At 71.4% G+C, this 21,786-nt stretch carries 20 protein-coding genes, 1 tRNA gene and 2 riboswitches; of the genes, 3 read left to right on the forward strand and 18 right to left on the reverse strand.

Translation table 11 applies throughout. From position 1 onward, the window contains the following. Positions 1-128 precede the first annotated feature (128 nt). The 6 genes from ACIBK9_RS32535 to bcp all read right to left on the reverse strand — a co-directional run bounded on the left by ACIBK9_RS32535 (position 129) and on the right by bcp (position 6,202). Positions 129-2,618: an ABC transporter permease gene (locus tag ACIBK9_RS32535; protein WP_397162494.1), complete on the reverse strand. Its 2,490-nt coding sequence runs from the start codon at positions 2,616-2,618 to the stop codon at positions 129-131. A gap of 1 nt (position 2,619) precedes the next feature. Then, a complete protein-coding gene (locus tag ACIBK9_RS32540) occupies positions 2,620-3,372 on the reverse strand; it encodes an ABC transporter ATP-binding protein (protein WP_352350142.1) in 753 nt (250 codons plus the stop codon). 107 nt (positions 3,373-3,479) lie between these two features. Then, positions 3,480-4,130 carry a response regulator transcription factor gene (locus ACIBK9_RS32545; protein ID WP_397162495.1) on the reverse strand — a complete coding sequence of 217 codons (651 nt, stop codon included), beginning with the start codon at positions 4,128-4,130 and terminating at the stop codon, positions 3,480-3,482. Next, positions 4,130-5,299 (reverse strand): sensor histidine kinase, encoded by a 1,170-nt coding sequence (locus ACIBK9_RS32550; protein WP_397162496.1) that lies wholly within the window; start codon positions 5,297-5,299, stop codon positions 4,130-4,132. Before ACIBK9_RS32550 ends, ACIBK9_RS32545 begins: the two co-directional genes overlap by 1 nt. A 243-nt stretch (positions 5,300-5,542) precedes the next feature. Then, positions 5,543-5,625, reverse strand: a tRNA-Leu gene (locus tag ACIBK9_RS32555). A gap of 103 nt (positions 5,626-5,728) precedes the next feature. After that, the gene (bcp, locus tag ACIBK9_RS32560; RefSeq protein WP_352350148.1) at positions 5,729-6,202 is read right to left on the reverse strand and encodes a thioredoxin-dependent thiol peroxidase; all 474 of its coding nucleotides are present in this window, start codon (positions 6,200-6,202) and stop codon (positions 5,729-5,731) included. 151 nt (positions 6,203-6,353) lie between these two features. On the opposite strand from bcp, the gene ACIBK9_RS32565 reads away from it, so the two are divergent. After that, positions 6,354-6,686 carry a DUF3618 domain-containing protein gene (locus ACIBK9_RS32565; protein ID WP_189648887.1) on the forward strand — a complete coding sequence of 111 codons (333 nt, stop codon included), beginning with the start codon at positions 6,354-6,356 and terminating at the stop codon, positions 6,684-6,686. 28 nt (positions 6,687-6,714) lie between these two features. Here ACIBK9_RS32565 and ACIBK9_RS32570 read toward each other — a convergent pair whose 3' ends face one another. Next, entirely contained in the window at positions 6,715-7,908 is a 1,194-nt protein-coding gene (locus ACIBK9_RS32570) for an amino acid deaminase/aldolase (RefSeq protein WP_397162497.1), read from the reverse strand. 167 nt (positions 7,909-8,075) lie between these two features. Here ACIBK9_RS32570 and ACIBK9_RS32575 point away from each other — a divergent pair, with 167 nt between their 5' ends. Beyond that, positions 8,076-8,675, forward strand: coding sequence for a DUF6286 domain-containing protein (locus ACIBK9_RS32575; protein WP_397162498.1), 600 nt, complete (start codon positions 8,076-8,078; stop codon positions 8,673-8,675). Further along, the gene (locus ACIBK9_RS32580; RefSeq protein ID WP_358283565.1) at positions 8,675-9,187 is read left to right on the forward strand and encodes a hypothetical protein; all 513 of its coding nucleotides are present in this window, start codon (positions 8,675-8,677) and stop codon (positions 9,185-9,187) included. Before ACIBK9_RS32575 ends, ACIBK9_RS32580 begins: the two co-directional genes overlap by 1 nt. Positions 9,188-9,554: 367 nt before the next feature. Here the strand turns inward: ACIBK9_RS32580 and ACIBK9_RS32585 are convergent, their stop codons facing one another. The 11 genes from ACIBK9_RS32585 to ACIBK9_RS32635 all read right to left on the reverse strand — a co-directional run bounded on the left by ACIBK9_RS32585 (position 9,555) and on the right by ACIBK9_RS32635 (position 21,667). Beyond that, positions 9,555-9,812, reverse strand: coding sequence for a Txe/YoeB family addiction module toxin (locus ACIBK9_RS32585; RefSeq protein WP_397162499.1), 258 nt, complete (start codon positions 9,810-9,812; stop codon positions 9,555-9,557). Beyond that, the gene (locus ACIBK9_RS32590; protein ID WP_352329707.1) at positions 9,809-10,069 is read right to left on the reverse strand and encodes a type II toxin-antitoxin system prevent-host-death family antitoxin; all 261 of its coding nucleotides are present in this window, start codon (positions 10,067-10,069) and stop codon (positions 9,809-9,811) included. The genes ACIBK9_RS32585 and ACIBK9_RS32590 overlap by 4 nt, the downstream gene beginning before the upstream one ends. Before the next feature lie 49 nt (positions 10,070-10,118). Beyond that, on the reverse strand, positions 10,119-11,495 hold the full coding sequence (locus ACIBK9_RS32595; protein WP_397162500.1) for an L-serine ammonia-lyase: 1,377 nt from the start codon (positions 11,493-11,495) through the stop codon (positions 10,119-10,121). A 58-nt stretch (positions 11,496-11,553) separates the two neighbouring features. Then, a complete protein-coding gene (gcvH, locus tag ACIBK9_RS32600; protein WP_352324995.1) occupies positions 11,554-11,943 on the reverse strand; it encodes a glycine cleavage system protein GcvH in 390 nt (129 codons plus the stop codon). After that, on the reverse strand, positions 11,940-13,025 hold the full coding sequence (gcvT, locus tag ACIBK9_RS32605; RefSeq protein WP_358283572.1) for a glycine cleavage system aminomethyltransferase GcvT: 1,086 nt from the start codon (positions 13,023-13,025) through the stop codon (positions 11,940-11,942). Before gcvT ends, gcvH begins: the two co-directional genes overlap by 4 nt. Positions 13,026-13,059: 34 nt before the next feature. Then, a riboswitch (glycine riboswitch) is annotated at positions 13,060-13,159 on the reverse strand. Positions 13,160-13,179: 20 nt separating this feature from the next. Continuing rightward, positions 13,180-13,277: riboswitch (glycine riboswitch) on the reverse strand. A 249-nt stretch (positions 13,278-13,526) separates the two neighbouring features. Further along, positions 13,527-14,900: a M28 family peptidase gene (locus ACIBK9_RS32610; RefSeq protein WP_364326137.1), complete on the reverse strand. Its 1,374-nt coding sequence runs from the start codon at positions 14,898-14,900 to the stop codon at positions 13,527-13,529. A 71-nt stretch (positions 14,901-14,971) separates the two neighbouring features. After that, positions 14,972-17,266: a M4 family metallopeptidase gene (locus ACIBK9_RS32615; protein WP_397162501.1), complete on the reverse strand. Its 2,295-nt coding sequence runs from the start codon at positions 17,264-17,266 to the stop codon at positions 14,972-14,974. Positions 17,267-17,488: 222 nt separating this feature from the next. Beyond that, positions 17,489-18,178: a gamma-glutamyl-gamma-aminobutyrate hydrolase family protein gene (locus ACIBK9_RS32620; protein WP_397162502.1), complete on the reverse strand. Its 690-nt coding sequence runs from the start codon at positions 18,176-18,178 to the stop codon at positions 17,489-17,491. Beyond that, positions 18,175-18,939, reverse strand: coding sequence for a 3-oxoacyl-ACP reductase (locus tag ACIBK9_RS32625; RefSeq protein WP_397162503.1), 765 nt, complete (start codon positions 18,937-18,939; stop codon positions 18,175-18,177). Before ACIBK9_RS32625 ends, ACIBK9_RS32620 begins: the two co-directional genes overlap by 4 nt. Before the next feature lie 5 nt (positions 18,940-18,944). Beyond that, positions 18,945-20,288, reverse strand: coding sequence for an aldehyde dehydrogenase family protein (locus tag ACIBK9_RS32630; protein ID WP_397162504.1), 1,344 nt, complete (start codon positions 20,286-20,288; stop codon positions 18,945-18,947). Between the two features lie 8 nt (positions 20,289-20,296). Then, on the reverse strand, positions 20,297-21,667 hold the full coding sequence (locus ACIBK9_RS32635; RefSeq protein ID WP_397162505.1) for a glutamine synthetase family protein: 1,371 nt from the start codon (positions 21,665-21,667) through the stop codon (positions 20,297-20,299). Positions 21,668-21,786: the final 119 nt, after the last annotated feature.

The raw sequence follows: 21,786 nt of genomic DNA on the forward strand, positions 1-21,786 counted from the left end.
CTGGTCTGGCGGCACGTGTGTGGCCGCGCGGCCTCGGCGTCCCCCACGACACCCGTCCCATGAGGCCGCGCAGCCCCTGCGCGTACCCTCTATCCTGATTTTTCGCTTTTATTCGCTTTTATCAGGGATTAGCCCGTAGCCAGCGAGCCGACGATCGACGCCCTGGCCGCCCGCCGGGCCGGCACCACGGCGGCCAGCACGCCCGCCAGCCCCGAGAGCACCACGAACAGCGCGATCTGCCCGAGCGGCGCGGAGAACACCGCGCCGGGCAGCATCGCCCGTACCGCGGCCCAGCCGAACACGCCGCCGAGCACCACGCCGACCAGCGCCCCGATCAGGCCGAGCAGCAGCGCCTCGACCGAGAGCATCCGCCGCAGCTGCGGCCGGGTCAGCCCGAGCGCCCGCAGCAGCGCCGACTCCCTGGTGCGCTCGTGCACCGACAACGACAGGGTGTTGGCGATGCCGAGCAGCGAAATCAGGATCGCCAGCCCGAGCAGCCCGGTCACGATCATGAGCAGCATGTCCAGGGTCTCGTCGAACTGCCCGCGCACCTCGGTCGAGCTGGCCATCTGGACGGTGGGATGGGCCGCGATCGCGGCCTTGACCACCTGGCGGGCCTGGTCGGTCGCGACGCCGTCGCGGATGTTGATCATCACGCGGGAGTCGGGCACCCGGTCGTAGTAGGTGTCGAACGGCCGCTCGGCGACGGTGAGCGGCGGCAGGGTGGAGTTCGTCCCGGCGAGGACGGCGACCACCTTCAGCGGCACGGACCCGGCCAGCTCGGTCTTCACCGTGACCGTGTCGCCGACCTTGACGCCCAGGGCGGAGGCCGCGTAGTCGAGCAGTGCGACCTGCCCGGCCGACAGGCCCGCCATCGAGCCGGACAGCACCTCGGGGGTGACGGTCCCGTGGTAGGTGCCGATGTCGAAGCGCCGGTCGCCCACCTTGCCCGGGGTCTCGCGGATCTGCAGCACCGAGGCCAGCTCGGGACGGCCGCGCAGCTTCTCGGCCACCGACCTGGGCACCCCGCTGTCCTGCACCTGGCCGGCCAGCATGTAGTCGACCGGGAACTGCTCGTCGAGCTTGTTCCACACGGTCAGCCGGGTGGAGGCGCTGAGCACCGAGATCAGCGTCATCAGCGTGACGCCGATGGTGAGCGCGACCGTGGTGGTCGCGGCGCGCCGGGGGTTGCGGGCCGAGTTGTCCAGGGCCAGGCGTCCGGGCACGCCGAACAGCTTGGCCGGGATCCAGCCCACCACCGCGCTCAGCGGCCCGACCAGCACCGGCCCGAGGATCAGCACGGCCAGGAAGACCAGCGCGCCGCCCGCCATCACGACGAAGAGCGTGCTCGTCTCGCCCGCCGGCAGCCCCGCCACGCCGTACGCGGTCAGGCCCGCCCCGGCCAGCAGGAACAGCCCCGCGAACACCGAGCGCAGCAGGCCGGTGCGGAAGTCCTGCTCCTCCGGCTGGGCGCGCAGCGCCGCGACCGGCGGCACGCGGGTGGCCGCCCGCGCGGGCAGCAGGGCCGCGAACAGGGTGACCACCAGGCCGACGGCCAGACCGATCCCGACGGTGGCCGGCGTCAGCGAGACCGCCGCGTCCGTGGGCATGGGGGCGTCGAACGCGGCCAGCAGCGTCAGGGCGAGCATGGCCAGCCCGTAACCGGCCAGCAGGCCGAGCGCGGAGGCGAGCAGCCCGACCGCGACCGACTCCAGCACGATCGAGCCGAACACCTGCCCGCGGGTCGCGCCGATGCAGCGCAGCAGCGCCATCTCCCGGGTGCGCTGCGCGACCAGGATGGTGAAGGTGTTGTAGATGACCAGCGCGGCCACCATCATCGCCACCGCCCCGAACAGCAGCAGGCCGATGGTCAGCGTGCGCATCGACAGCCCGGCCGAGGCCGCCAGGTCGTCGGCCAGCTCCGTGCCGGACTTGACCTCGTAGGCGTCGCCGAGCGCCGCGGCCACGGCCTGCTTCAGCCCGGGGGCCGAGCCGGCGACGTCGATCTCGCGGTAGCCCTTGGCGCCGGTCATGCGCTGCGCGGTGGCCGCGGTGAAGCCGACCGCGCCGGTGAAGGAGAGCTCCTGGTCCACTCCGGGGTCGAGCAGGCCGACCAGGCGGAACTGGTGGCGGGCCTGCTTGCGGTCGAGCACGGTGATCGTGTCGCCGAGCCGCAGGCCCTGCGACTTCGCGGTGTTCTTGTCCAGCACGGCCGCCTGGTCGTCGGTGCCCGGGCCGGTGCCCGCGACGATCGCGGCGCGGTCCAGCGGGCCGGGGACGATGGACAGGGCCGTGGTCGGGCTGCTGCCGACCGCCCTGCCGTCCTTGCCGAGCAGCGGCGCGGGGTCGCGGATCAGGCCCTGCGCCTCGGTCACGCCGGCCAGGGCGCGCACCCGTTCCAGGGCCTTCTCCGGCAGCACGCCGTCGCGCTCCTTGGGCAGGACGGCCACGTCCACCTTGTCGGCGTCGGCGGTGACGCGCTGGGAGAAGCCCGCCTGGATGGTGTCGTTCAGCACGAACGTGCCCGCGATGAAGCCCACCCCGAGTGTGATCGCCAGCGAGGTGAGCAGCAGCCTGAGCTTGTGCGCGCGCAGCCCGGCCAGCGCCGTCTTCAGCACCTCACCCCTCCAGCTTCACGAGCGTGTCCAGGACGGCCTGCGGCGACGGCGAGGTGATCTCGGTGACCAGCTCGCCGTCGCGCAGGAACACCACCCGGTCGGCGTAGGCCGCCGCGACCGGGTCGTGGGTGACCATGACGATGGTCTGGCCGAGCTCGCGGACCGAGGTGCGCAGGAAGGACAGGATCTCCGAGCCGCTGCGCGAGTCCAGGTTGCCCGTGGGCTCGTCGGCGAAGATCACCTGCGGCTTGCTGATCAGGGCCCTGGCCACGGCCACGCGCTGCTGCTGGCCGCCGGACAGCTCGGTCGGCCGGTGCCCGAGCCGGTTGCGCAGCCCGACGGTGTCGATGACCCGGGCGAACAGCTCCTCGTCCGCCTGCCGGGCGGCGATGTCCAGGGGCAGCCTGATGTTCTGCTCGGCGGTCAGCGTGGGCAGCAGGTTGAACGCCTGGAAGATGAAGCCGATCCGCTCCCGGCGCAGCAGCGTGAGCTGCCGGTCGGCCAGGCCGGTCAGCTCGACGTCGCCGATGTGCACCGTGCCCGAGGTGGCGGTGTCCAGGCCGGCCAGGCAGTGCATGAGCGTCGACTTCCCGGAGCCGGACGGGCCCATGATCGCCGTGAAGGCGCCGGTGGCGAAGGCCACGTCCACGCCGCGGAGGGCGTGGACCTGGGCGTCGCCCTGGCCGTACACCTTGGTCAGGGCCTTGGCCACCACCGCGGGCGGTGCCGCGCGCCAGGACTCGGTGAGGGTCACTTTCACTCCTTGTCGCAATTTCTCGTCGCGACCCACGTTAGGAGTGGAAATTTCAGGAATTGTGGGCCCTGAGGAGGGACTTCGTGTAGGACCTCAGACGACCCTCGTCAGCCTTTCGGCCGATGCGAGGGCACGACGAGCCCCGCCTCGTAGGCGTACACGACCACCTGCGCCCGGTCCCGCAGCCCCAGCTTGGCCAGCACCCGGCCGAGATGCGTCTTCACCGTGGCCTCGGCGACCTCCAGGCGGCCCGCGATCTCCATGTTCGACAGGCCGCGGGCCACCATGAGCAGCACCTCCCGCTCGCGCGGGGTCAGCTCGGTCGCCGCCGGCAGCTCCTCCACCGGCAACTGGGCGGCGAAGCGGTCCAGCATCCGGCGCAGCGTGCGCGGCGAGACCACGGCGTCGCCCGCGTGCACCTGCCTGATGGCGTTGACCAGGTCGGCCGGCGGCACGTCCTTCAGCAGGAACCCGGCCGCGCCCGCCTTGATCGCGGCCAGGGCGTACTCGTCGAGGTCGAAGGTGGTCAGGATCAGCACCTTCGGCCCGTCGATGCGCCTGGTCGCCTCGACGCCGTCCATGCGCGGCATGCGGACGTCCATCAGCACGACGTCCACCTCGACGCGGTCCAGCAGCTCCAGGGCCGTGACGCCGTCGGCGGCCTCGGCCACCACGTCGATGTCGGGCTGGGCGCCGAGCACCATCTTGAACCCGGCCCGCAGCAGCTCCTGGTCGTCGACCAGCATCACCCTGATCATCACGCCGCCCTGGCCGTCGGGAGGCGGGCCAGCACCTCGAAGCCGCCGCCGGTCAGGGGACCGGCCGAGACCGCGCCGCCGTACATGCCGACGCGTTCGCGCATGCCGATCAGGCCGTGCCCGTCCGGGCTGCGCGGCGCGGCGGCCCCCCGGCCGTCGTCGGTCACCCGGACGACCAGCTCCGGCCCGCCGTAGTCGATCTCGACCCGCGCCTGGACGTGCGGGCCGCCGTGCTTGAGCGCGTTCGTCAGCGCCTCCTGGACGATGCGGTAGACGGCGAGCTGCTGCCCTTCGGGAAGCTCGCCGGGCACGCCGCCGATCCGCAGGCTGGCGGGCACGCCGGCGCCGCGTACCAGCTCTTCGAGCTGGCCCAGGCCGGGCTGCGGGGTGTAGTCGGTGCCGTCGTCCTCGTTCTCGCGCAGCACGCCGACCATCCTGCGCATCTCGGCCAGGGCCGCCCGCCCGGTCTTGGAGATGTTCCGTACGGCCAGCCGGGCCTGCTCGGGGTCGCTGTCGAGGGCGAAGCCCGCGCCGTCGGCCTGCACCACCATCACGCTGACATTGTGCGCCACCACGTCGTGCAGCTCCCTGGCGATCCTCGTGCGCTCGGCCGCAGCGGCCATCCTGGCCTGCTGGTCGCGTTCGCGCTCGGCCCGCTCGGCGCGTTCCTCCAGCCCTTCGAGGTAGCGCCGGCGGGTGTTGGCGTACAGGCCGGCCAGCCAGATGGTGACGACGAAGATCGAGCCGCTGAAGAACATGCCGAAGGTGGCGACGGACCAGTTCACCAGCGCCAGGAAGATCCCCAGCTCGGCCACCAGCCCGGCGGCCAGCGCCCACCGGAACGCGCACTCGGAGGCGACCGTCCACAACGCCACCATGACCGCGAGGTTGGCGGGCAGCGGGTCGACGTGGGCCAGCCACTGCCCGAAGGAGGCCAGTGTGATCACCGCGTAGGCCGCCAGCGGCCTGCGCCGCCACAGCAGCGGCGCGATCAGCAGCACCGAGAGCGCGACGTAGCCCGCCACGCCCAGGTACCGGCCGCCCCCCGCCGGGGTGAGCGAGGCGTAGGGGATCGCCAGAAGCAAGCTGAAGACGGCGAGGGGGGCGACCCGCAGGACGCTCACCAGCCCGCCGTGGCGCCTCGACCACGCCCGTACCCTGCCGAACACATCATCACGATATGTAAGCCACGCCGCGGGTTTGTCCGCCTGGAGGGGGAAGTCCGCCTACGACCCAGGTCTTACATGGGTCTTACGGGGGACCAGGCATGGTGGTACCTGGGAGCGCCCCTCGCGGGCGAGTAAAGGGAGATCGTGATGGCGGATCATGATCGAGACGCGGGTCGCGCGGTGAAGAGGAAGCACCGCGCGACCCGGCCTCCCGGACGGCGCGCCCCGCGCAGCCGCTGCGTGTGCGGGCGGGGGGACTCGAACCCCCACAGTGTCTCCACCAACAGGACCTAAACCTGCCGCGTATGCCATTTCGCCACGCCCGCGATCCCGCCGAGGCGGGCTGGGAACAGCTTAGCGCTCCGGCCGTGACCGGGCAGCCTTCCGCGACGACCGCGGGCCCCTGTCGGCGGGGCCCGCGAGCCGGGGTCAGGCCAGGCCGAGCTTCTTCTTGAGCGAGGCCACGTGGCCGGTGGCCTTCACGTTGTAGAGCGCCTGCTCGATCTTGCCGTCGGCGTCGATGACGAACGTCGAGCGGATCACGCCGATCATCTCCTTGCCGTAGAGCTTCTTCGGGCCGTACGCGCCATAGGCCTGGTGGACGGCGAGCTCAGGGTCCGACAACAAGGGGAAGGTCAGGGCGTCGCGGGCGACGAACTTGGCCAGCTTCTCCGGCTTGTCCTTCGACACGCCGAGGACGACGAAACCCTCGCCGGTCAACTGGCTGAGGTTGTCGCGGAAGTCGCAGGCCTGTTTGGTGCAGCCGGGCGTCATGGCGGCGGGGTAGAAATAGAGGATCACCCTCTTGCCGCGCAGGCTGTCGAGGGAGACGGTGCCGCCGTCGGCGGTGGGTAGCGTGAACTCGGGCGCGGCGTCGCCGGGCGCGAGCTTGGTCTCTGTCATGGGCCCTCCTGAGTTCCTCCGGCAAACCTACCGGCCCGGCCGCTGTGCCGTACGGCACGCCGACCTGACAGACTGATCACGACCAGAACGGACGGAGCTCGCGACGGACAACGTAGCGGGCGCGACCACGCGTACGGTCGAAAGGAGAGCCATGGCTGACACCGATCCCGACGAGTTGGAGCGGCGGATCGCGCGCACGCGCGCGGAGTTGGCGCAGACGGTCGACGCCATCGCCGACCGGGTGAGCCCCAAGCGGGTCGCCGAGCGTACGGTCGCCGATGTCAAGAGCCGGGCGGGCCACTTCGTGGCGTCCGTGGGGGACGCCCTCGGGGTGACCGCCCGCCCGGTCGACTACGGCGACAAGCCCGAAGGGGTGTGGGAGGACGAGCAGCCCAACCTGGCGCCGGTGCTCATCGGCGTCGGCGCGGTGCTGGTCGTCGGCGCCGCGATCGTGCTGTTCCGGCGCAGGCGCCGCCGGCGCTGAGCGCGGGTGCCGGGGCCCGGGGCCGGGGTCACAGGAACGTCCGGCCCTCGCCCCGGTACGTCGGCACCGACTCGGCCAGGGTGTCGCCGTCCACGAGGTGCAGGGTGTCGAAGCGCTCGCACATCTCGCCCGCCTTGGCGTGCCGGAACCACACCCGGTCCCCGACCCGCAGCTCCTGGGCCGCCTGGCCCAGCAGCGGGGTCTGCACCTCGCCCGCGCCCTCGTCCTGCGCGTACCGCAGCCCGGCGGGCAGGTACGGCTGCGGCAGCCGGCTCGGCCCGGGAGGGCCGGAGGCGAGGTAGCCGCCGCCCAGCACCGTCACCGTGTCCGGCCCCGGCCGCCGGACGACCGGCAGCGCGAACAGGGCCGCCGGACGGCCGGTGAAACGCCGGTAGAAGTCGAACAGCCGCGGGTGGAAGAAGCCCGATCCGGCGGCGACCTCCGTGATCGCCTTCTCCCTGACCGTCGTCTCGATCGAGCCCGTGCCGCCGCCGTTGACGAACTCCAGGTCGGCGACCTGGCGCACGGCGTTCACGACGCGGCCGCGGCGCAGGATCAGCTCGCGGGCCGAGCGGGCCTGCATGACCCGGACGACGCGCGCGAAGGCGGCGTTGCCCGGCGGGGCGTCGCCCACCCCGGCGATCTGCGCCTCGTAGGCCATGAGCCCCACCAGGCGCAGCCCCGGGCGCTTGGCGATGGCCGTGGCCAGGTCGGCGGCCTCGTGGGGCTCGCGCACGGGGGAGCGGAGCGCGCCGGCCCGGAACCTGCCGCCGAGGGCGACGTAGCCGGCGTCCAGGTCGAGGGAGAGCCGCAGCTCGGCTCTGGGATGCACATCCGACACGGCCTGCTCGACGAAGTCGAGCTGCTCGCGGGAGTCGACGGTGATCGCGATCTCGGCGGCGGCCCGCGGGTCGGCGGCCAGGGCGGCGAGCGCGTGCCGGTCGGCCGTGGGGTAGGCGACCAGGATGTCGGTGAAACCCTGCCCGGCCAGCCACAGGGCCTCGGGGAGGGTGAAGGCCATGACGCCGCGGAAGCCGTCCATGGCCAGGATGCGTTCGAGGACCGCGCGGCTGCGCACGGACTTGCTCGCCACCCGGATCGGCTTGCCGGCGGCGCGGCGCACCAGGTCGGCCGCGTTGGCCCGCATGGCCGCCAGATCGAGGATCGCGAAGGGCGGTTCGAGCGCGGCGGTGGCGCGGTCGTAGCGCCGGCGGTCATCCATGTCAGCAGGGTAACGGCATATCGGGCGAATGAATATGAGTGGGGTTCATATTCCTTTCCGGAGCGCGGGAGAGGTTCACTTTCCTTGGTGCGGCCGTAATGATCGGGCAAATGGGCGGCGAGGGCGCGGTCGCGGCCCCCGCGCACCCATGTACGTCTGTCGTTGTGATGACCACGCTTCAGCAGATGGTGCCCGCAGCCATCACCGCCCAGCACCACACCGGGCTGCGCAGGGCGAGACGGGCGCTCAGACCGGCGCGCACGCTGCCCGGCGCGCTCGTCGCGCTCGTCCTGGCCGCCGTGCTCGGCGCGACGACCGCCGAGGTGGTGACGTCGCTGCTCGGCAAGCCGCTGGGCTGGGTCCCGGTGAACGAGGCGGTCGAGCTGGCCGGCGCGCGGACCTGGCCGCAGGTCTCCTCGGCCGCGCTGCTCACCGCCGGCGCCGGGCTGCTGATGCTGCTGCTCGCGATCGTGCCGGGACGGTCCAGGACGGTCCCGGTCGAGACGTCCGACCCGCTGATCGTCATCGGCATCACCCGCGCCGGGCTGCGGCGCACCCTGCGCGCGGCCGCCCAGAAGGTCAACGGCGTGGACCGGGCCCGGGTACGGCTGCGCCGGCGCACCATCGAGGTCACCGTCGTGACCGGGCCGGAGAGCTCGGGCGCGATGCTCCGGCAGGTCGGCACGGCGGTCGGCGACCGGCTGGCCGGCGTCGGCACGCTCGGCACCGGCGAGGTCGTCGTCCGGCTGCGCAGGAAGGGCGTGTGATGCGGCAGTACACGGGCAACCGCGTCGGCCTGGCCCTGGTCGGCCTCGCCCTGCTCGCCGTGGGCGGCTACGGCTGGCTGCGCGGCCGGGGCCTGCTGTTCGACCTGCCGCGCAACGCCAAGGTGCTGCCCGCCGAGTTCGCCCGCACGCTGGCCGCCGACCCCTGGACGTTGTGGCTGCTGGCCTTCGCCATGCTGATCCTGGCCATGCTCGCCGTGCGCTGGCTGCTGCTGAGCCTGGGCTGGGGCCGCCGGGGCGCGGCCAGCGGCACCGGCACGGCCATGCTGTGCGTGGGCCTCAAGGGCGTGGACGGCCTGGGCCGGGCGGCCGTACGGGTCGCCGACAACGGCCTGCGCGTCGCCCTGACCTGCCCCTCCGACGCGGACGTCGGCGCGGTGGTGACCAAGCTCGACCAGGACATCGTCGGCCGCATCCGCCGTGAGGTGCGCGACGACGAGACGCCTGCGGTCGTCCGCGTGCACGTCCGCCGCCAACCGGCCGAGCGCCGCTGACCAGTCAACCGGCTGCTCGTAGCTGAAGGAAGAAGGCGCGACTCGGCGCCTTCGTCGTCGAATCCGATCGGGAGGTCGTCATTCACCGCATCATCGGCGCGTTCGCCGCCGCAACCCTCGCCCTCGCGCTCGCCGCGCCCGCCGCCCACGCGGCGACGGGCGACGGCTTTCCGCTGATCCCCTGCAAGATCGGGGAAGACGGCCAGATGCACTGCGTGGGGGACCACCTGCCCGGCCTGCTGGCCCAGGCGCTCAGCCCCGCGGTCGGCCTGATCTGCGTGGACAGCCACACCACCACGGTCATCTGCCGCTCATCCGCCTGACACCCGGCTCCCCGGCCCTCTCCCGCGGAGGGGGCCGGGCGGGTCTACTCGTAGTGGTAGCGAGCCTGCAGGACGACGATCTCGTCGTGCAGGACGAGATACACCAGGCGATGCTCGTCGGTGATGCGCCGGGACCAGGCGCCCGCCAACGCGTACTTGAGGGGCTCGGGCTTGCCGATGCCCTCGTAAGGATCGCGCAGGACATCCTCGACGAGCCGGTTGATGCGCTTGAGCACCTGCCGGTCAGCCGTCTGCCAGTGGACGTAGTCCTCCCAGCCCTGGGTGGTGAACGCCACCTTCACCGAGCAGCCTCGTCGCCCAGCAGCTCGTGTCGCTCATGACGCCCTTGGACCGCTTCCTGATAGGACTCGATCAGCCGGCGGGCGTTGGCCGGGGAACGTAGCAGGTAGGCCGTCTCCTGGAGTGCTTCGTACTCCTCTGCGGCCACCAGGTAGGCGCTGCCGCTCTTGGACACGATCTCCACGGCGGTGCGGTCGTTGTTGACCTCCTCGATGAGGGGGAACAGACGACGGCGAGCCTCGCTGGCGGTGATGGACATGGTCGCCTCCTCCGAGTGGTACAACTTCACGGTACCACTCGGAGGCGGGTCAGCACTCGATGACGTTGACGGCCAGGCCGCCGCGGGAGGTCTCCTTGTACTTGTCGAGCATGTCGCGGCCGGTGTCGCGCATGGTCTTGATGGCCTTGTCCAGCGCCACGTAGTGGCGGCCGTCGCCGCGCAGGGCGATCCGGGCGGCCGTGATGGCCTTGTTGGAGGCCACCGCGTTGCGCTCGATGCACGGGATCTGCACCAGGCCGCCGATCGGGTCGCAGGTCAGCCCGAGGTTGTGCTCGATGCCGATCTCGGCGGCGTTCTCCACCTGCTCGGGGGTGCCGCCCATGACCTCGGTCAGCCCGGCCGAGGCCATCGAGCAGGCCGAGCCCACCTCGCCCTGGCAGCCGACCTCGGCGCCGGAGATCGAGGCGTTCTCCTTGAACAGCACGCCGATCGCGGCCGCCGTGAGCAGGAAACGCACCACGCCGTCGTCGTCGGCGCTCGGGACGAACTTGGTGTAGTACGTCAGCACGGCCGGGATGATGCCCGCGGCGCCGTTGGTGGGGGCGGTGACGATGCGGCCGCCGGCGGCGTTCTCCTCGTTGACGGCCAGGGCGAACAGCGCCACCCAGTCCATCGCCTGCAGCGGGTCCTTCTCTGCCGACTCGGCCTGCAGCCGCCGGTGGAGCTGGTTGGCCCGGCGCTTGACCTTCAGGCCGCCGGGCAGCACGCCCTCCTTGCTGATGCCGCGCCGCACGCACTCCGACATCACCCGCCACAGGTTGAGGATGCCCGCGCGGATCTCCTCCTCGGTGCGCCCGAACGCCTTCTCGTTCTCCAGCATCAGGGCGGAGATCGACAGGCCGGTGTTCGAGCAGTGCTTGAGCAGCTCCTCGCCCGAGGCGAACGGGTAGGGCAGGACGGTGTCGTCGGGCTTGATGCGGTCGGCGCCGGTGGCCTTCTCGTCCACGACGAAGCCGCCGCCGACGGAGAAGTAGACCTTCTCGCGCACGGTCTCGCCCTGCTCGTCGCGGGCGGTGAAGCGCATGCCGTTGGGGTGCTCGGGCAGGGAGATCTTGCGCTCGAAGACGAGGTCCTGACCCACGACGAAGGGGATCTCGCGCTCGCCGTAGAGCTTGACCGTGCCCGCGGCGCGCATCTCGGCCAGGCGGGTGTCGACGGAGTCGACGTCGACCAGTTCCGGCTTCTCACCGGACAGGCCGAGCAGCACCGCCTTGTCGCTGCCGTGGCCCTTGCCGGTCAGGCCGAGCGAGCCGTACAGGATGACCTCGACGCGGGCCACGCGGGGGAGCAGGCCGTCGTCGTGCAGCCCGCGGGCGAACTTGTGCGCGGCGGCCATCGGGCCGCCCGTGTGGGAGCTGGACGGTCCGATGCCGATCTTGAAGAGGTCGAAGACGCTGATCGCCATTGATGGCGCCCTTCAGTTCAGGAAGTGCCGGGGCCCGCGGCGGGCCCCGGCGTTGGTGTCAGGACTCGCCTGAGGTGAGCGCCGTGTACTCCTCGGCGGACAGCAGGTCCTCCGCGTCGCCCTCCATGCGGACGCGGAACATCCAGCCGTCGCCGTACGGGTCGCTGTTGGCCAGCGACGGGTCGTCGGCCACGGCCGAGTTCACCTCGACGATCTCGCCGCCGACGGGCGCGTAGATCTCGCTCACCGACTTGGTGGACTCCACCTCGCCGACCGAGTCACCCGCCTCGACGGTCGAACCGACCTCGGGGAGCTGCACGAAGACGACGTCACCAAGAGCCTCGGCGGCGAAGGCCGTGATGCCGACGGTCACGGTGATGCCGTCGTCCACGCCCGACACCCACTCGTGCTCCTTGGTGTAGTTCAGGTCGTCAGGGATGTTGCTCACTTGTTCCTCCTGTAGAAGGGCAGCTCGACCAGGTCCATAGGTTCATGGCTGCCCCGGATGTCCACGGCCAGACCTGTGTCGGCACCGGCGTCCACGTAGGCCATCGCGATGGGCTTGCCCAGGGTCTGGGAGGGCGCACCGCTGGTGACCTCGCCGACGACGGCGCCGTCGCGGGTGACCGGGTAGCCGTGACGCGGCACCCGGCGGCCCTGGGCGACCAGGCCGACGAGGCGGCGGCGGGGCTGGTCGTCCTTGACCGCCTCCAGCGCCGCCCTGCCGACGAAGTCACCGGGCTTGTCGAATTTCACCACTCTGCCCAGCCCCGCGTCGAACGGGGTCAGGTCGGAGCTCAGCTCGTTGCCGTAGAGCGGCATGCCGGCCTCCAGCCTGAGGGTGTCGCGGCTGGACAGACCGGCGGCGCGCAGCCCGTGCGGCTCGCCCGCGGCCTCCAGGGCGCGCCAGAGCGGCACGGCGTCCTGGTTGGCGACGAACAGCTCGAAGCCGTCCTCGCCGGTGTAGCCGGTACGGGCGATGAGCGCCTGGCGGCCGTCGACCACGCCGGGCAGGCCCGCGTAGTACTTGAGACCGTCGAGGTCGGCGTCGGTGAGCGTGGCCAGGATCTCCTGGGCCTTCGGGCCCTGGATCGCGATGAGGGCGTACTGCTGGGAGCGGTCATCGACCGCCGCGTCATACGACTTAGTACGATTTTTCAGCTCATCCGCGACCTTGTCGGAGTTCGAGGCGTTGGCCACCACCATGAACTCCTCGTCCGCCAGCCGGTAGACGATGAGGTCGTCGAGCACCCCGCCGCGCTCGTCCACGATCATCGTGTACCTGGCCCGGCCGGGCGCGAGCGCCGACAGGTGGCCGACCAGCGCGTAGTCGAGGGCCTCTCCGGCCTGCGGACCGGTCAGGAAGATCTCGCCCATGTGCGAGAGGTCGAACAGCCCGGCCGCCTCGCGGACGGCTTTGTGCTCCGCGGACTCGCTGCCGTACCGGAGCGGCATGAGCCAGCCGGCGAAGTCGGTCAGCGTGGCGCCTAGGGCCTCGTGGACGTCTCGTAGCGGCGTAGGTCGGGACATTTGTCGCACCTCAGGACAGGATTGGATGCCAGCATCCTCCCCCTCTGTCATGGATGCCTGAGAGCTTCGCCCGAGTTTTACCGGACTTTCACCTTCGGCGAGGCCCCGAGGGCCTGCTTTCCAGAGGTCACCTCCCCGTAAGAACGCCTTACAGGGCTGCCGCGCGGTCCTTTGCCTTGAGAGGTTCGCGGGGAGGGCTTGCTCCTTCAGGGACCCTGACCGGCTGTCAGGGTGCTCTCCCGCACGGTTTCGCCGGTGATGTCCGTCAGCCTAGTGCCGTCATGGGGGTGTTGTCGCGCTTCGCCCTCCACCATCCGCGGCATCCGCGACATACCGCACGCAGCGAAAAGCGGCCGCGGCCCCGGAGAGGCGGGGTCGCGGCCGCGTTGGTGGCCGCGCGCGAGCCGGTCATGGCAGGTCAGCTCGCACGCGGCAGCTCGGGGCGGGCCGGCGGTGACCGGCCCGCGCGGGATCAGGCCCTACAGATGACAGGCCCTGAGGTCAGGCCCGTGCCCAGAGGGCGGGCACGTTCGGCGGCTCCCAGCCCGGCAGGCTGGTGTGCGCCTGGAGGCAGCGGTAGCTGACCCCCTGGTAGGTGACGACGTCTCCGGCCGTGTACGACTTGTAAGCCGTCCAGGTGGTGCCCTGGCCGTCCCCTCCGACGGTCAGGGTGAAGGACGCGGAGTGGTCCGCCGTCGCCCCGTCGCCGTTGATCCCTATGGTGTACGTCCCCGCCGCGACGCCGCTGGTGGTGGCGATCGTGACGGTGGACGACTGGCCCGCCTGAACCGTGGACGGGCTGAAGGAGACGGTGACCCCGCTCGGCACGTTCCCGGCGGAGAGCGCGACGCTCTGCGCCTGGCCGGACGTGACCTGGGTACTGACCGCCGCGGTAGCCGACTGACCGGCCTGGACCGATGCCGACGACGGGGTCACCGAGATCGAGTAGTCGTTCTCCGTGGGCGTGCTGGTGCCCACGGCGAGCTTCCATATGGCGTAGGCGATGGCGTCGGAGTTGCGGTCGAGCGCCGTGGTGTTGATGGCGCTCGGGTAGCTGTCGCACGCGCTGTGGTAGCAGCGGTCGAACGCCTGCCCGGCCGAGCCGCCCCACTTGGCGGCCTGGGCCGAGCTCTTGACCGCCCCGGCCCCCGTGGCCAGGCCGCCGACCCGGACGCCCGCGCTCTTGAACGAGGCGTGGTCGCTGCGGCCGTCGCCCTCCCTGTCACCCTCGGTCTGCAGGCCGATGGTGGCGAAGTAGTCGTTGAAGGTGCGCTGGATCGCCGCGTCGTCGTCGTAGACGAAATAGCCGGCGTTGGTCGAGGCGATCATGTCGAAGTTCAGGTACACCTCGACGCCGCTCGCGCCGCCGTTCTGGACGTAGTACCTGGACCCGACCATGCCCGCCTCTTCGGCGCCCCACCAGCCGAACCGCACGTGCTTGGTGAGGGTGGGCTTGCGGGCGGCCAGGGTGAGGGCGTTCTCCAGGAGCGCGGCCGAGCCGGAACCGTTGTCGTTGATCCCGGGGCCGGCCGCGACGCTGTCGAGGTGGGCGCCGAGCATCACGGTCTGGTTGGCCGGGCCGCCCGGCCAGTCGGCGATCAGGTTGCTGCCGCCGCTGAAGTTCTGCACGCGGGTGGTGAAGCCGGCCGCGTCCAGCTTGCCCTTGATGTAGTTCATCGAGGCGGTGAAGCCCGGCCTGCCCGAGGCGCGGTTGCCGCCGTTGCTCGTGGCGATGGACTGCAACTGGCTCAGATGCGCCGTCACGTTCGCGACGGGGATGTCGGGCGCGGGGTCGGCGGCGGCGCCGGCCGGTCCGGCCGGCGTGGTGAGGGTCAGGGCCAACGCGGCGGTGGCCGCGGCGCCCAGCCTGAGCATGGCGTTCACGATCTGTGGCTCCTCAAGGGGGTTGGGCGGCCACCCCGGCGTGGCCGCCCAGGTCGTGCGACTTAGACCGGCTGCCAGAGGGCAGGGGTGTTGGGCGGCTCCCAGCCCGGCAGGCTGGTGTGCGCCTGGAGGCAGCGGTAGCTGGTGCCCTGGTAGGTGACGGTCTGTCCGGCCGTGTAGGCCGTGTACGTCTGCCACGTGGTGCCCTGGCCGCCGCCCACCGTCAGGCTGAAGGAGGCCGAGTGGTCGGCGCTCGCGCCGTCGGCGTTCAGGCTGATCGTGTACGTGCTGGGCGTCACGCCGCTCGTGGTCGCGAACGTCACCGTGGACGACTGCCCGGCGGTGATCGTGGACGGGCTGAAGCTGACCGTCACGCCCGCGGGCACGTTGCTCGCCGCCAGGGCGATGCTCTGCGCCTGACCGGCGGTGACCTGCGTGCTGACCGTGGCGGTGGCCGACTGACCGGCCTGCACCGAGGCCGACGACGGGGTCACGCCGAAGGAGTAGTCGTTCGGCGAGCTCTGCCCGATCTGCAGGTTGTAGGTGGCCTGGCGGTCCACGTCGGCGCCGTCGGCCGTGATGGCGATCGAGTGGCTGCCCTGCGGGCTGCCCGCCGAGGTGGTGATCGTCAGCGTCGAGCTCTGCCCCGCGGTGATGGTGGCCGGGCTGAACGAGGCGGTCACGCCGGCCGGCAGGGTGCCGGTCCGCAGGGTGATCGACTGCGCCGAGCCGCCGGTCACGGTGGTGCTCACCGTGGTCGTGGTGCTCTGGCCGGGGGTGACGCTGCCGGAGGCGGGGTTCAGGTTGACCGAGAAGTCGTTGCTGCCCTGGGTGCAGGTCGGCTCGCCGGACTGGGCCCGTACGCTGACGCCGTCCCAGGCGTTCTTGACCACGTTGAACTCGGTGCAGCTGCCCGGGTACAGGGTCTTGGCGGCCTGGAGGGTGGCGACCCTGGCCTTGGCGTGCGTCCACGGCTGGGTCTTCGTGTTCAGCGCGGACATGAACACCTCACCGGCCTTGCGGATGCCGATGCCGGTGATCGCGGCGCCGTTGTCGCAGCGGGTGCTGGCGGGCTTGCCCGAGGGGTTGGTGCCCTCGGCCACCAGGTAGAACCAGTGGTTCTGCGGACCGGCCGCCGCGTGCACCTCGGTGTTCGGGATGGAGGCGCTGTAGCAGTTCGGGTGGCTGAGGGCCGACGGGTTGTACATGTTGCGGATCGGCCCGGACCCGGAGAGGTTGACCTCCTCGCCGACCAGGTAGTCCGGCGGGTCGTTCGGGTTGTTGGCGTACGCCTCGGTGAGCGCGCCGAAGATGTCGCCGGTGGACTCGTTCATGCCGCCGGTCTCGTTGCCGCTGCCCGAGCCGCCGCTGGTGAACTGGAAGATGCCGTGGCCGAACTCGTGGCCGACCACGTCCATCGACGTGAGCTGCTGGGAGTTGGCGGAGTTGTGGCCGAAGGAGCCGTACTGGCCGTTCCAGTAGGCGTTGACGTCGGCCAGACCGACGCGGGCCGGGTAGCCGCCGCCCTGGCCGTTGATGCCGTTGCGGCCGAGCCAGGCGCTCAGCATGTCCCATTCCCGCTGCGCGGCGTAGAGCGCGTCGACGCAGGCGGTCTCCAGGTTCGTGCCCGAGCCGTTGCCCCAGGTGTCGGTGGTCTTCGTGTACGGCGAGCCGTTCTGGCCGCCGCACGCGACGCCGCTCCTGCGGGGGTCGCGCATCGTGTACGAGGGGCTGGTGTCGATGGTGACGGTGCCGACGTAGTAGCTGTTGCCGGTGCCGTCGCGCACCTCGTCCCAGTCGTCGATGACCTTGCCGGTCAGGGCGTCCACGTAGACGTGGAGCTTGGTCTCGTGACCGGCGGCGGTGGCGCCGGTGACGAGGACCTCCCAGGCCAGCCGCGGGGTCGTCGTGGTGGCGTGCACGGACAGCACGGGCGTGGCGACGGTCTCGACCCTGGCCACCTTGGCCCTGGCCGTCACGGCGGCCTGGGCCGCGGTGACCCTCGCCTTCGTGCCGATCCCGATCTTCGTGCGCTGCCCGGTGGCGACCGTGTCGACCACCGCGCCGGAGGCGTCCGTGGCGACGACCACGTCGCCGCCGTAGACGGGCAGGCCCGCGTGCTTACGGGCGTAGGTCAGGTACTGCAGGCCGCGGACGCCTTCGACGGTCGACGTCAGCGTGAACGTGTCCTGCTCGGATGCCAGCAATGCCGCCGAGTCGGCCAGGATCGCGTTGTGCGCGGTGGCGATCGCGTTCCTGCGCTCGTCGGGGCTGGGAGGATCGGCCACCTGCGACGCTTGGGCTGTGGCGCTCGTGGCGCCCACCAGCGAGCTGGTGGTCAGGGCTAGCGCGAGCATTGCGGCAGCCCCCAACCTGAGTTTGGGGTTCACTCTCTGGCTCCTCAGGGGGGTGTGGAGTGGAAGAGCCCCGGCCGGCTGGGGATGAACACAGGGTGACACCGGGATGGCGCGACCCGGTACCCAACAAGTTTCCTATAACGCGGTGGTATGGCCCCCTGAGCTGGGATTTCGCGGGATTTTAGGGCGCAGAAAAGGTAAAGAAGCTTTCCAGTAACGGTCTCAGCAGGCCGCCGTGAACGCCTCGAAGAGCGCCGGTCCGTCGCCTGCCTCCGGGTGCCACTGGACCGCCACCGCGAACCTGCCGGAGTCGAGCTCCACCGCCTCGATCGTCCCGTCGCCGGCCGTGGCGGTGACCGTGAGGCCCCGGCCGAGCCGGTCGATGGCCTGGTGATGGTAGTGCGGGACCGCCACCGGGTCCGTGCCGAGCACCTTGGCCAGGCGGCTGCCGGGGACGGGCGTGACCGGCAGGTGGCCGAACTCGCCGGGCGCGGGGGAGTGGCCGGTGTGCCCGGTCACGTCGGGCAGGTGCTGGTGCAGGGTGCCGCCGAGCAGCACGTTGAGCACCTGCAGGCCGCGGCAGATGCCCAGGAACGGCAGCCCGGCCTTCAGGGCCGCCGCCAGGAGGGCGAACTCGGCCTCGTCCCGGAACTCCCGGACGTAGCCGGTGCGCTCGTGCGCCGCCCGGCCGTACCTGGCCGGGTCGACGTCGCCGCCGCCGGCCAGGACGAGACCGTCGAGCCGCCCCACGACCTGGGCGGGATCGCCGGCCGGCGGCAGCAGCACGGGCTGCCCGCCGGCCTGGACGATCTTCTCGACGTACATGTACGGCAGCAGCGCGACGGGCAGGTCCCACACGGTGAACCGGGCGGGCTCGACGTACGTCGTGACGCCGATGACCGGACGGGTCACAGCGGCGTCACGTACGCGCCGGAGATGCCGCCGTCCACCAGGAACTCGGCCCCCGTGATGAAGGAGGCGTCGTCGCTGGCCAGGAACGCCACGGCGGCGGCGATCTCCGACGCCTCGGCGAAGCGGCCCACCGGGATGTGCACCAGACGCCGCTGGGCCCGCTCGGGGTCCTTGGCGAACAGCTCCTGCAGCAGCGGCGTGTTCACCGGCCCCGGGCACAGCGCGTTGACCCGGATGCCCTCGCGCGCGAACTGCACGCCCAGCTCGCGCGACATCGCCAGCACGCCGCCCTTGGACGCCGTGTACGAGATCTGCGACGTGGCCGACCCCATCACCGCCACGAACGACGCGGTGTTGATGATCGAACCCTTGCCCTGCCGCCGCATGTACGGGATGGCGTGCTTGCAGCACAGGTACACGCTGGTCAGGTTCACCTCCTGGACGCGGCGCCAGGCGTCCAGGCCGGTCTCCAGGATCGAGTCGTCGTCGGGCGGCGAGATGCCGGCGTTGTTGAAGGCGACGTCCACGCTGCCGTAGGTCTCGTGGGCCGTGGCGAACATCCGGACGACGTCGTCCTCGCTGGTCACGTCGGCCTTGACGAAGAGGCCGCCGACCTCGCCCGCGGCCTTGGCCCCGGCCTCCTCGTCGATGTCGACGCAGACGACCCTCGCGCCCTCCTGCGCGAACCTGCGCGCCGTGGCCAGCCCGATGCCGCTGCCCGCGCCGGTGATCACGGCCACCCGGTCCTGCAATCGCTGCACTGTACCTACTCCCATGAAATGAAGACGTTCTTGGTCTCGGTGAAGGCCGTCAAGGCGTCGGGGCCGAGCTCGCGGCCGAGGCCGGACTGCTTGAAGCCGCCGAACGGGGTCCAGTAGCGCACCGAGGAGTGCGAGTTCACCGACAGGGCGCCCGACTCCACCGCGCGGGCCACCCGCAGCGCCCGCCCGACGTCGCGCGTCCAGATCGAGCCGCTCAGCCCGTACGGGGTGTCGTTGGCGATGCGCACGGCCTCGGCCTCGTCGGCGAACGGCACCACCGACACGACCGGGCCGAAGATCTCCTCGGTGAAGGCGCGGTCGGTGACCTTGGAGGTGAGCACCGTCGGCGGGAACCAGAAGCCCTTGCCCTGGGGGCAGTCGCCCTGGAGGTAGGGCGTGCCCTCGACGAAGCCGCGGACGCGCTCCAGGTGCTCGGCGCTGATCAGCGGGCCCATCTCGGTGGACTCGTCGAGCGGGTCGCCGACCTTGACGCCGCGCACCGCCGCCGACAGGCGTTCCAGGAACTCGTCGTACACCTCGGCCTGGACGAGGATGCGCGAGCGGGCGCAGCAGTCCTGGCCGGAGTTGTCGAAGACCGCATAAGGGGCTGTTTTTGCTGCTTTTTCGAGATCCGAGTCGGCGAAGACGATGTTCGCGGACTTGCCGCCCAGCTCCAGCGTCACCCGCTTGACCTGCGCCGCCGCCTTGGCGGCGATCTCCTTGCCCACCTCCGTCGAGCCGGTGAACACGATCTTGGCCACGCCGGGATGCTCGACCAGCCGGGCCCCCGCGACCTCCCCTGCCCCGGGCAGCACCTGGAGCACCCCCTCGGGGAGGCCCGCCGCCAGGGCCAGCTCGGCCAGCCGCAGCGCCGTGAGCGGAGTCCATTCCGCCGGCTTGACGATCACCGTGTTGCCCGCCGCCAGCGCCGGGGCGACGCCCCACGACATGATCAGCATCGGGAAGTTCCACGGCACGATGACGCCCACCACGCCCAGCGGCTCCTGGAACGTGATGTCCACGCCGCCGGGCACCGGGATCTGCTTGCCGTGGTTGCGCTCGGGGGCGGCGGCGTAGAAGTGCAGCACGTCGCGGACGGCCCCGGCCGCCCAGCGCGCGTTGCCGATCGGGTGCCCGGCGTTGTCCAGCTCCAGCCGGGCCAGCTCCTCGCCGTGGGCGTCCACCAGGTCGGCGAAGCGGCGCAGCAGCCGCGCCCGGTCGCCCGGCGCCACCTCCCGCCAGCTCCGGTACGCCTTCGCGGCCCGCTCCACCGCCCGGTCGACCTCGGCCGCGTCGGCCATCTCGACCTCGGCGACGACCTCTTCCGTCGCCGGATTAACGATCCTCATGCCCACCGTCACATTCGCTCGAAACCACGGAACAGCTCCCAGTCCGTCACCGCCGCGTCGAAGGCGGCCAGCTCCACGCGCGCGTTGTTCGCGTAGTGCTCGACCACGTCGTCGCCGAACGCCTCCCTGGCCAGCTTCGACCCCTCGAACAGGGCGAGCGCGTCCCGCAGCGTGTGGGGCACGGTCTCGGCGCCGGAGTCGTAGGCGTTGCCCTCGAAGGCGTCCTCCAGCGGCAGCTCCCGGTCGATGCCGTCCAGGCCGGCCGCGATCAGCGCCGACACCGCCAAGTAGGGGTTGACGTCCCCGCCCGGCACCCGGTTCTCCACCCGCAGCGACGGCCCGTGGCCCACCAGCCGCAGGGAGCAGGTGCGGTTGTCCACGCCCCACTTGACGGCGGTCGGCGCGAAACTGCCGGGCACGTAACGCTTGTAGGAGTTGACGTTGGGGGCGTACAGCAAAGTGAGCTCGCGCATGCGGGCGAGCTGCCCGGCGATGAACCGCGCGCCGAGCTGCGAGAGTCCGTACGGCCCCTCGCCCGCCATCGCCAGGCCGCCGTCGAGGCCGCGCAGCGAGATGTGGATGTGGCAGGAGTTGCCCTCGCGCTGGTTCGGCTTGGCCATGAAGGTGATCGAGCGGCCCTCCTGGGCGGCGATCTCCTTGGCGCCGTTCTTGTAGATCGAGTGGTTGTCGCAGGTGCGCAGGGCCTCGTCGTAGCGGAAGGCGATCTCGTGCTGGCCGAGGTTGCACTCGCCCTTGGCCGACTCGACGTACATGCCGGCGCCCTCCATGTCGCGCCTGATGCGCCGGAGCAGCGGCTCGACGCGGGCGGTGCCGAGGAGGGAGTAGTCGACGTTGTAGAGGTTGGCGGGGGTCAGGTCGCGGTAGGCGCGCCGCCAGGCGTCCTCGTAGCTGTCGTCGTAGACGACGAACTCCAGCTCGGTGCCCACGTACGCGGCCAGGCCCCGCTCGGCCAGGCGGGCGAGCTGGCGGCGCAGGATCTGCCGCGGCGAGGCGGTGACCTCGCCGCCCTCCTCCCAGGCCAGGTCGGCCATGACCAGGGCGGTGCCGTCCTGCCAGGGGACCCGGCGCAGGGTGGACAGGTCGGGCTTCATCGCGAAGTCGCCGTAGCCCCGGTCCCAGGAGGACATGTCGTAGCCGGCGACGGTGTTCATGTCCACGTCGACCGCGAGCAGGTAGTTGCAGCCCTCGGAGCCGTGGTGCAGCACCTCGTCCAGGAAGTAGCGGGCGGAGAGCCGTTTGCCCTGCAACCTGCCCTGCATGTCGGCGACGGCGAGCAGCACCGTGTCGATCCGGCCGGAGGCGACCTCGCCCCGCAGTTCCTCGACGGACAGGAATCCGTTGCCCGCTGGTTCGCTCACCCTAGGTCGCTCCGATCTGCTCTGAAGCGCTTTCCCGTTGATTGGGCTAGTCTCAGACCATTGATGTGCATGCCGGGATCGCTTGTCAAGACCTGAGGACACCTTGGACGATTCGGCGC

The sequence above is a fragment of the Nonomuraea sp. NPDC050227 genome, assembly GCF_044459705.1.
Classification (GTDB): domain Bacteria; phylum Actinomycetota; class Actinomycetes; order Streptosporangiales; family Streptosporangiaceae; genus Nonomuraea.

What these genes read in the sequence shown, in the direction of transcription:
- ACIBK9_RS32580 (WP_358283565.1), top strand. Translation starts at nt 8,675, where the DNA reads ATGCGGCAGTACACGGGCAACCGCGTCGGCCTGGCCCTGGTCGGCCTC.
- ACIBK9_RS32565 (WP_189648887.1), top strand. Translation starts at nt 6,354, where the DNA reads ATGGCTGACACCGATCCCGACGAGTTGGAGCGGCGGATCGCGCGCACG.
- ACIBK9_RS32595 (WP_397162500.1), bottom strand. Translation starts at nt 11,495, where the DNA reads ATGGCGATCAGCGTCTTCGACCTCTTCAAGATCGGCATCGGACCGTCC.
- ACIBK9_RS32630 (WP_397162504.1), bottom strand. Translation starts at nt 20,288, where the DNA reads ATGAGGATCGTTAATCCGGCGACGGAAGAGGTCGTCGCCGAGGTCGAG.
- ACIBK9_RS32570 (WP_397162497.1), bottom strand. Translation starts at nt 7,908, where the DNA reads ATGGATGACCGCCGGCGCTACGACCGCGCCACCGCCGCGCTCGAACCG.
- ACIBK9_RS32615 (WP_397162501.1), bottom strand. Translation starts at nt 17,266, where the DNA reads ATGCTCGCGCTAGCCCTGACCACCAGCTCGCTGGTGGGCGCCACGAGC.
- gcvT (WP_358283572.1), bottom strand. Translation starts at nt 13,025, where the DNA reads ATGTCCCGACCTACGCCGCTACGAGACGTCCACGAGGCCCTAGGCGCC.
- ACIBK9_RS32575 (WP_397162498.1), top strand. Translation starts at nt 8,076, where the DNA reads ATGACCACGCTTCAGCAGATGGTGCCCGCAGCCATCACCGCCCAGCAC.
- bcp (WP_352350148.1), bottom strand. Translation starts at nt 6,202, where the DNA reads ATGACAGAGACCAAGCTCGCGCCCGGCGACGCCGCGCCCGAGTTCACG.
- ACIBK9_RS32610 (WP_364326137.1), bottom strand. Translation starts at nt 14,900, where the DNA reads ATGCTCAGGCTGGGCGCCGCGGCCACCGCCGCGTTGGCCCTGACCCTC.
- ACIBK9_RS32545 (WP_397162495.1), bottom strand. Translation starts at nt 4,130, where the DNA reads ATGATCAGGGTGATGCTGGTCGACGACCAGGAGCTGCTGCGGGCCGGG.
- ACIBK9_RS32590 (WP_352329707.1), bottom strand. Translation starts at nt 10,069, where the DNA reads ATGTCCATCACCGCCAGCGAGGCTCGCCGTCGTCTGTTCCCCCTCATC.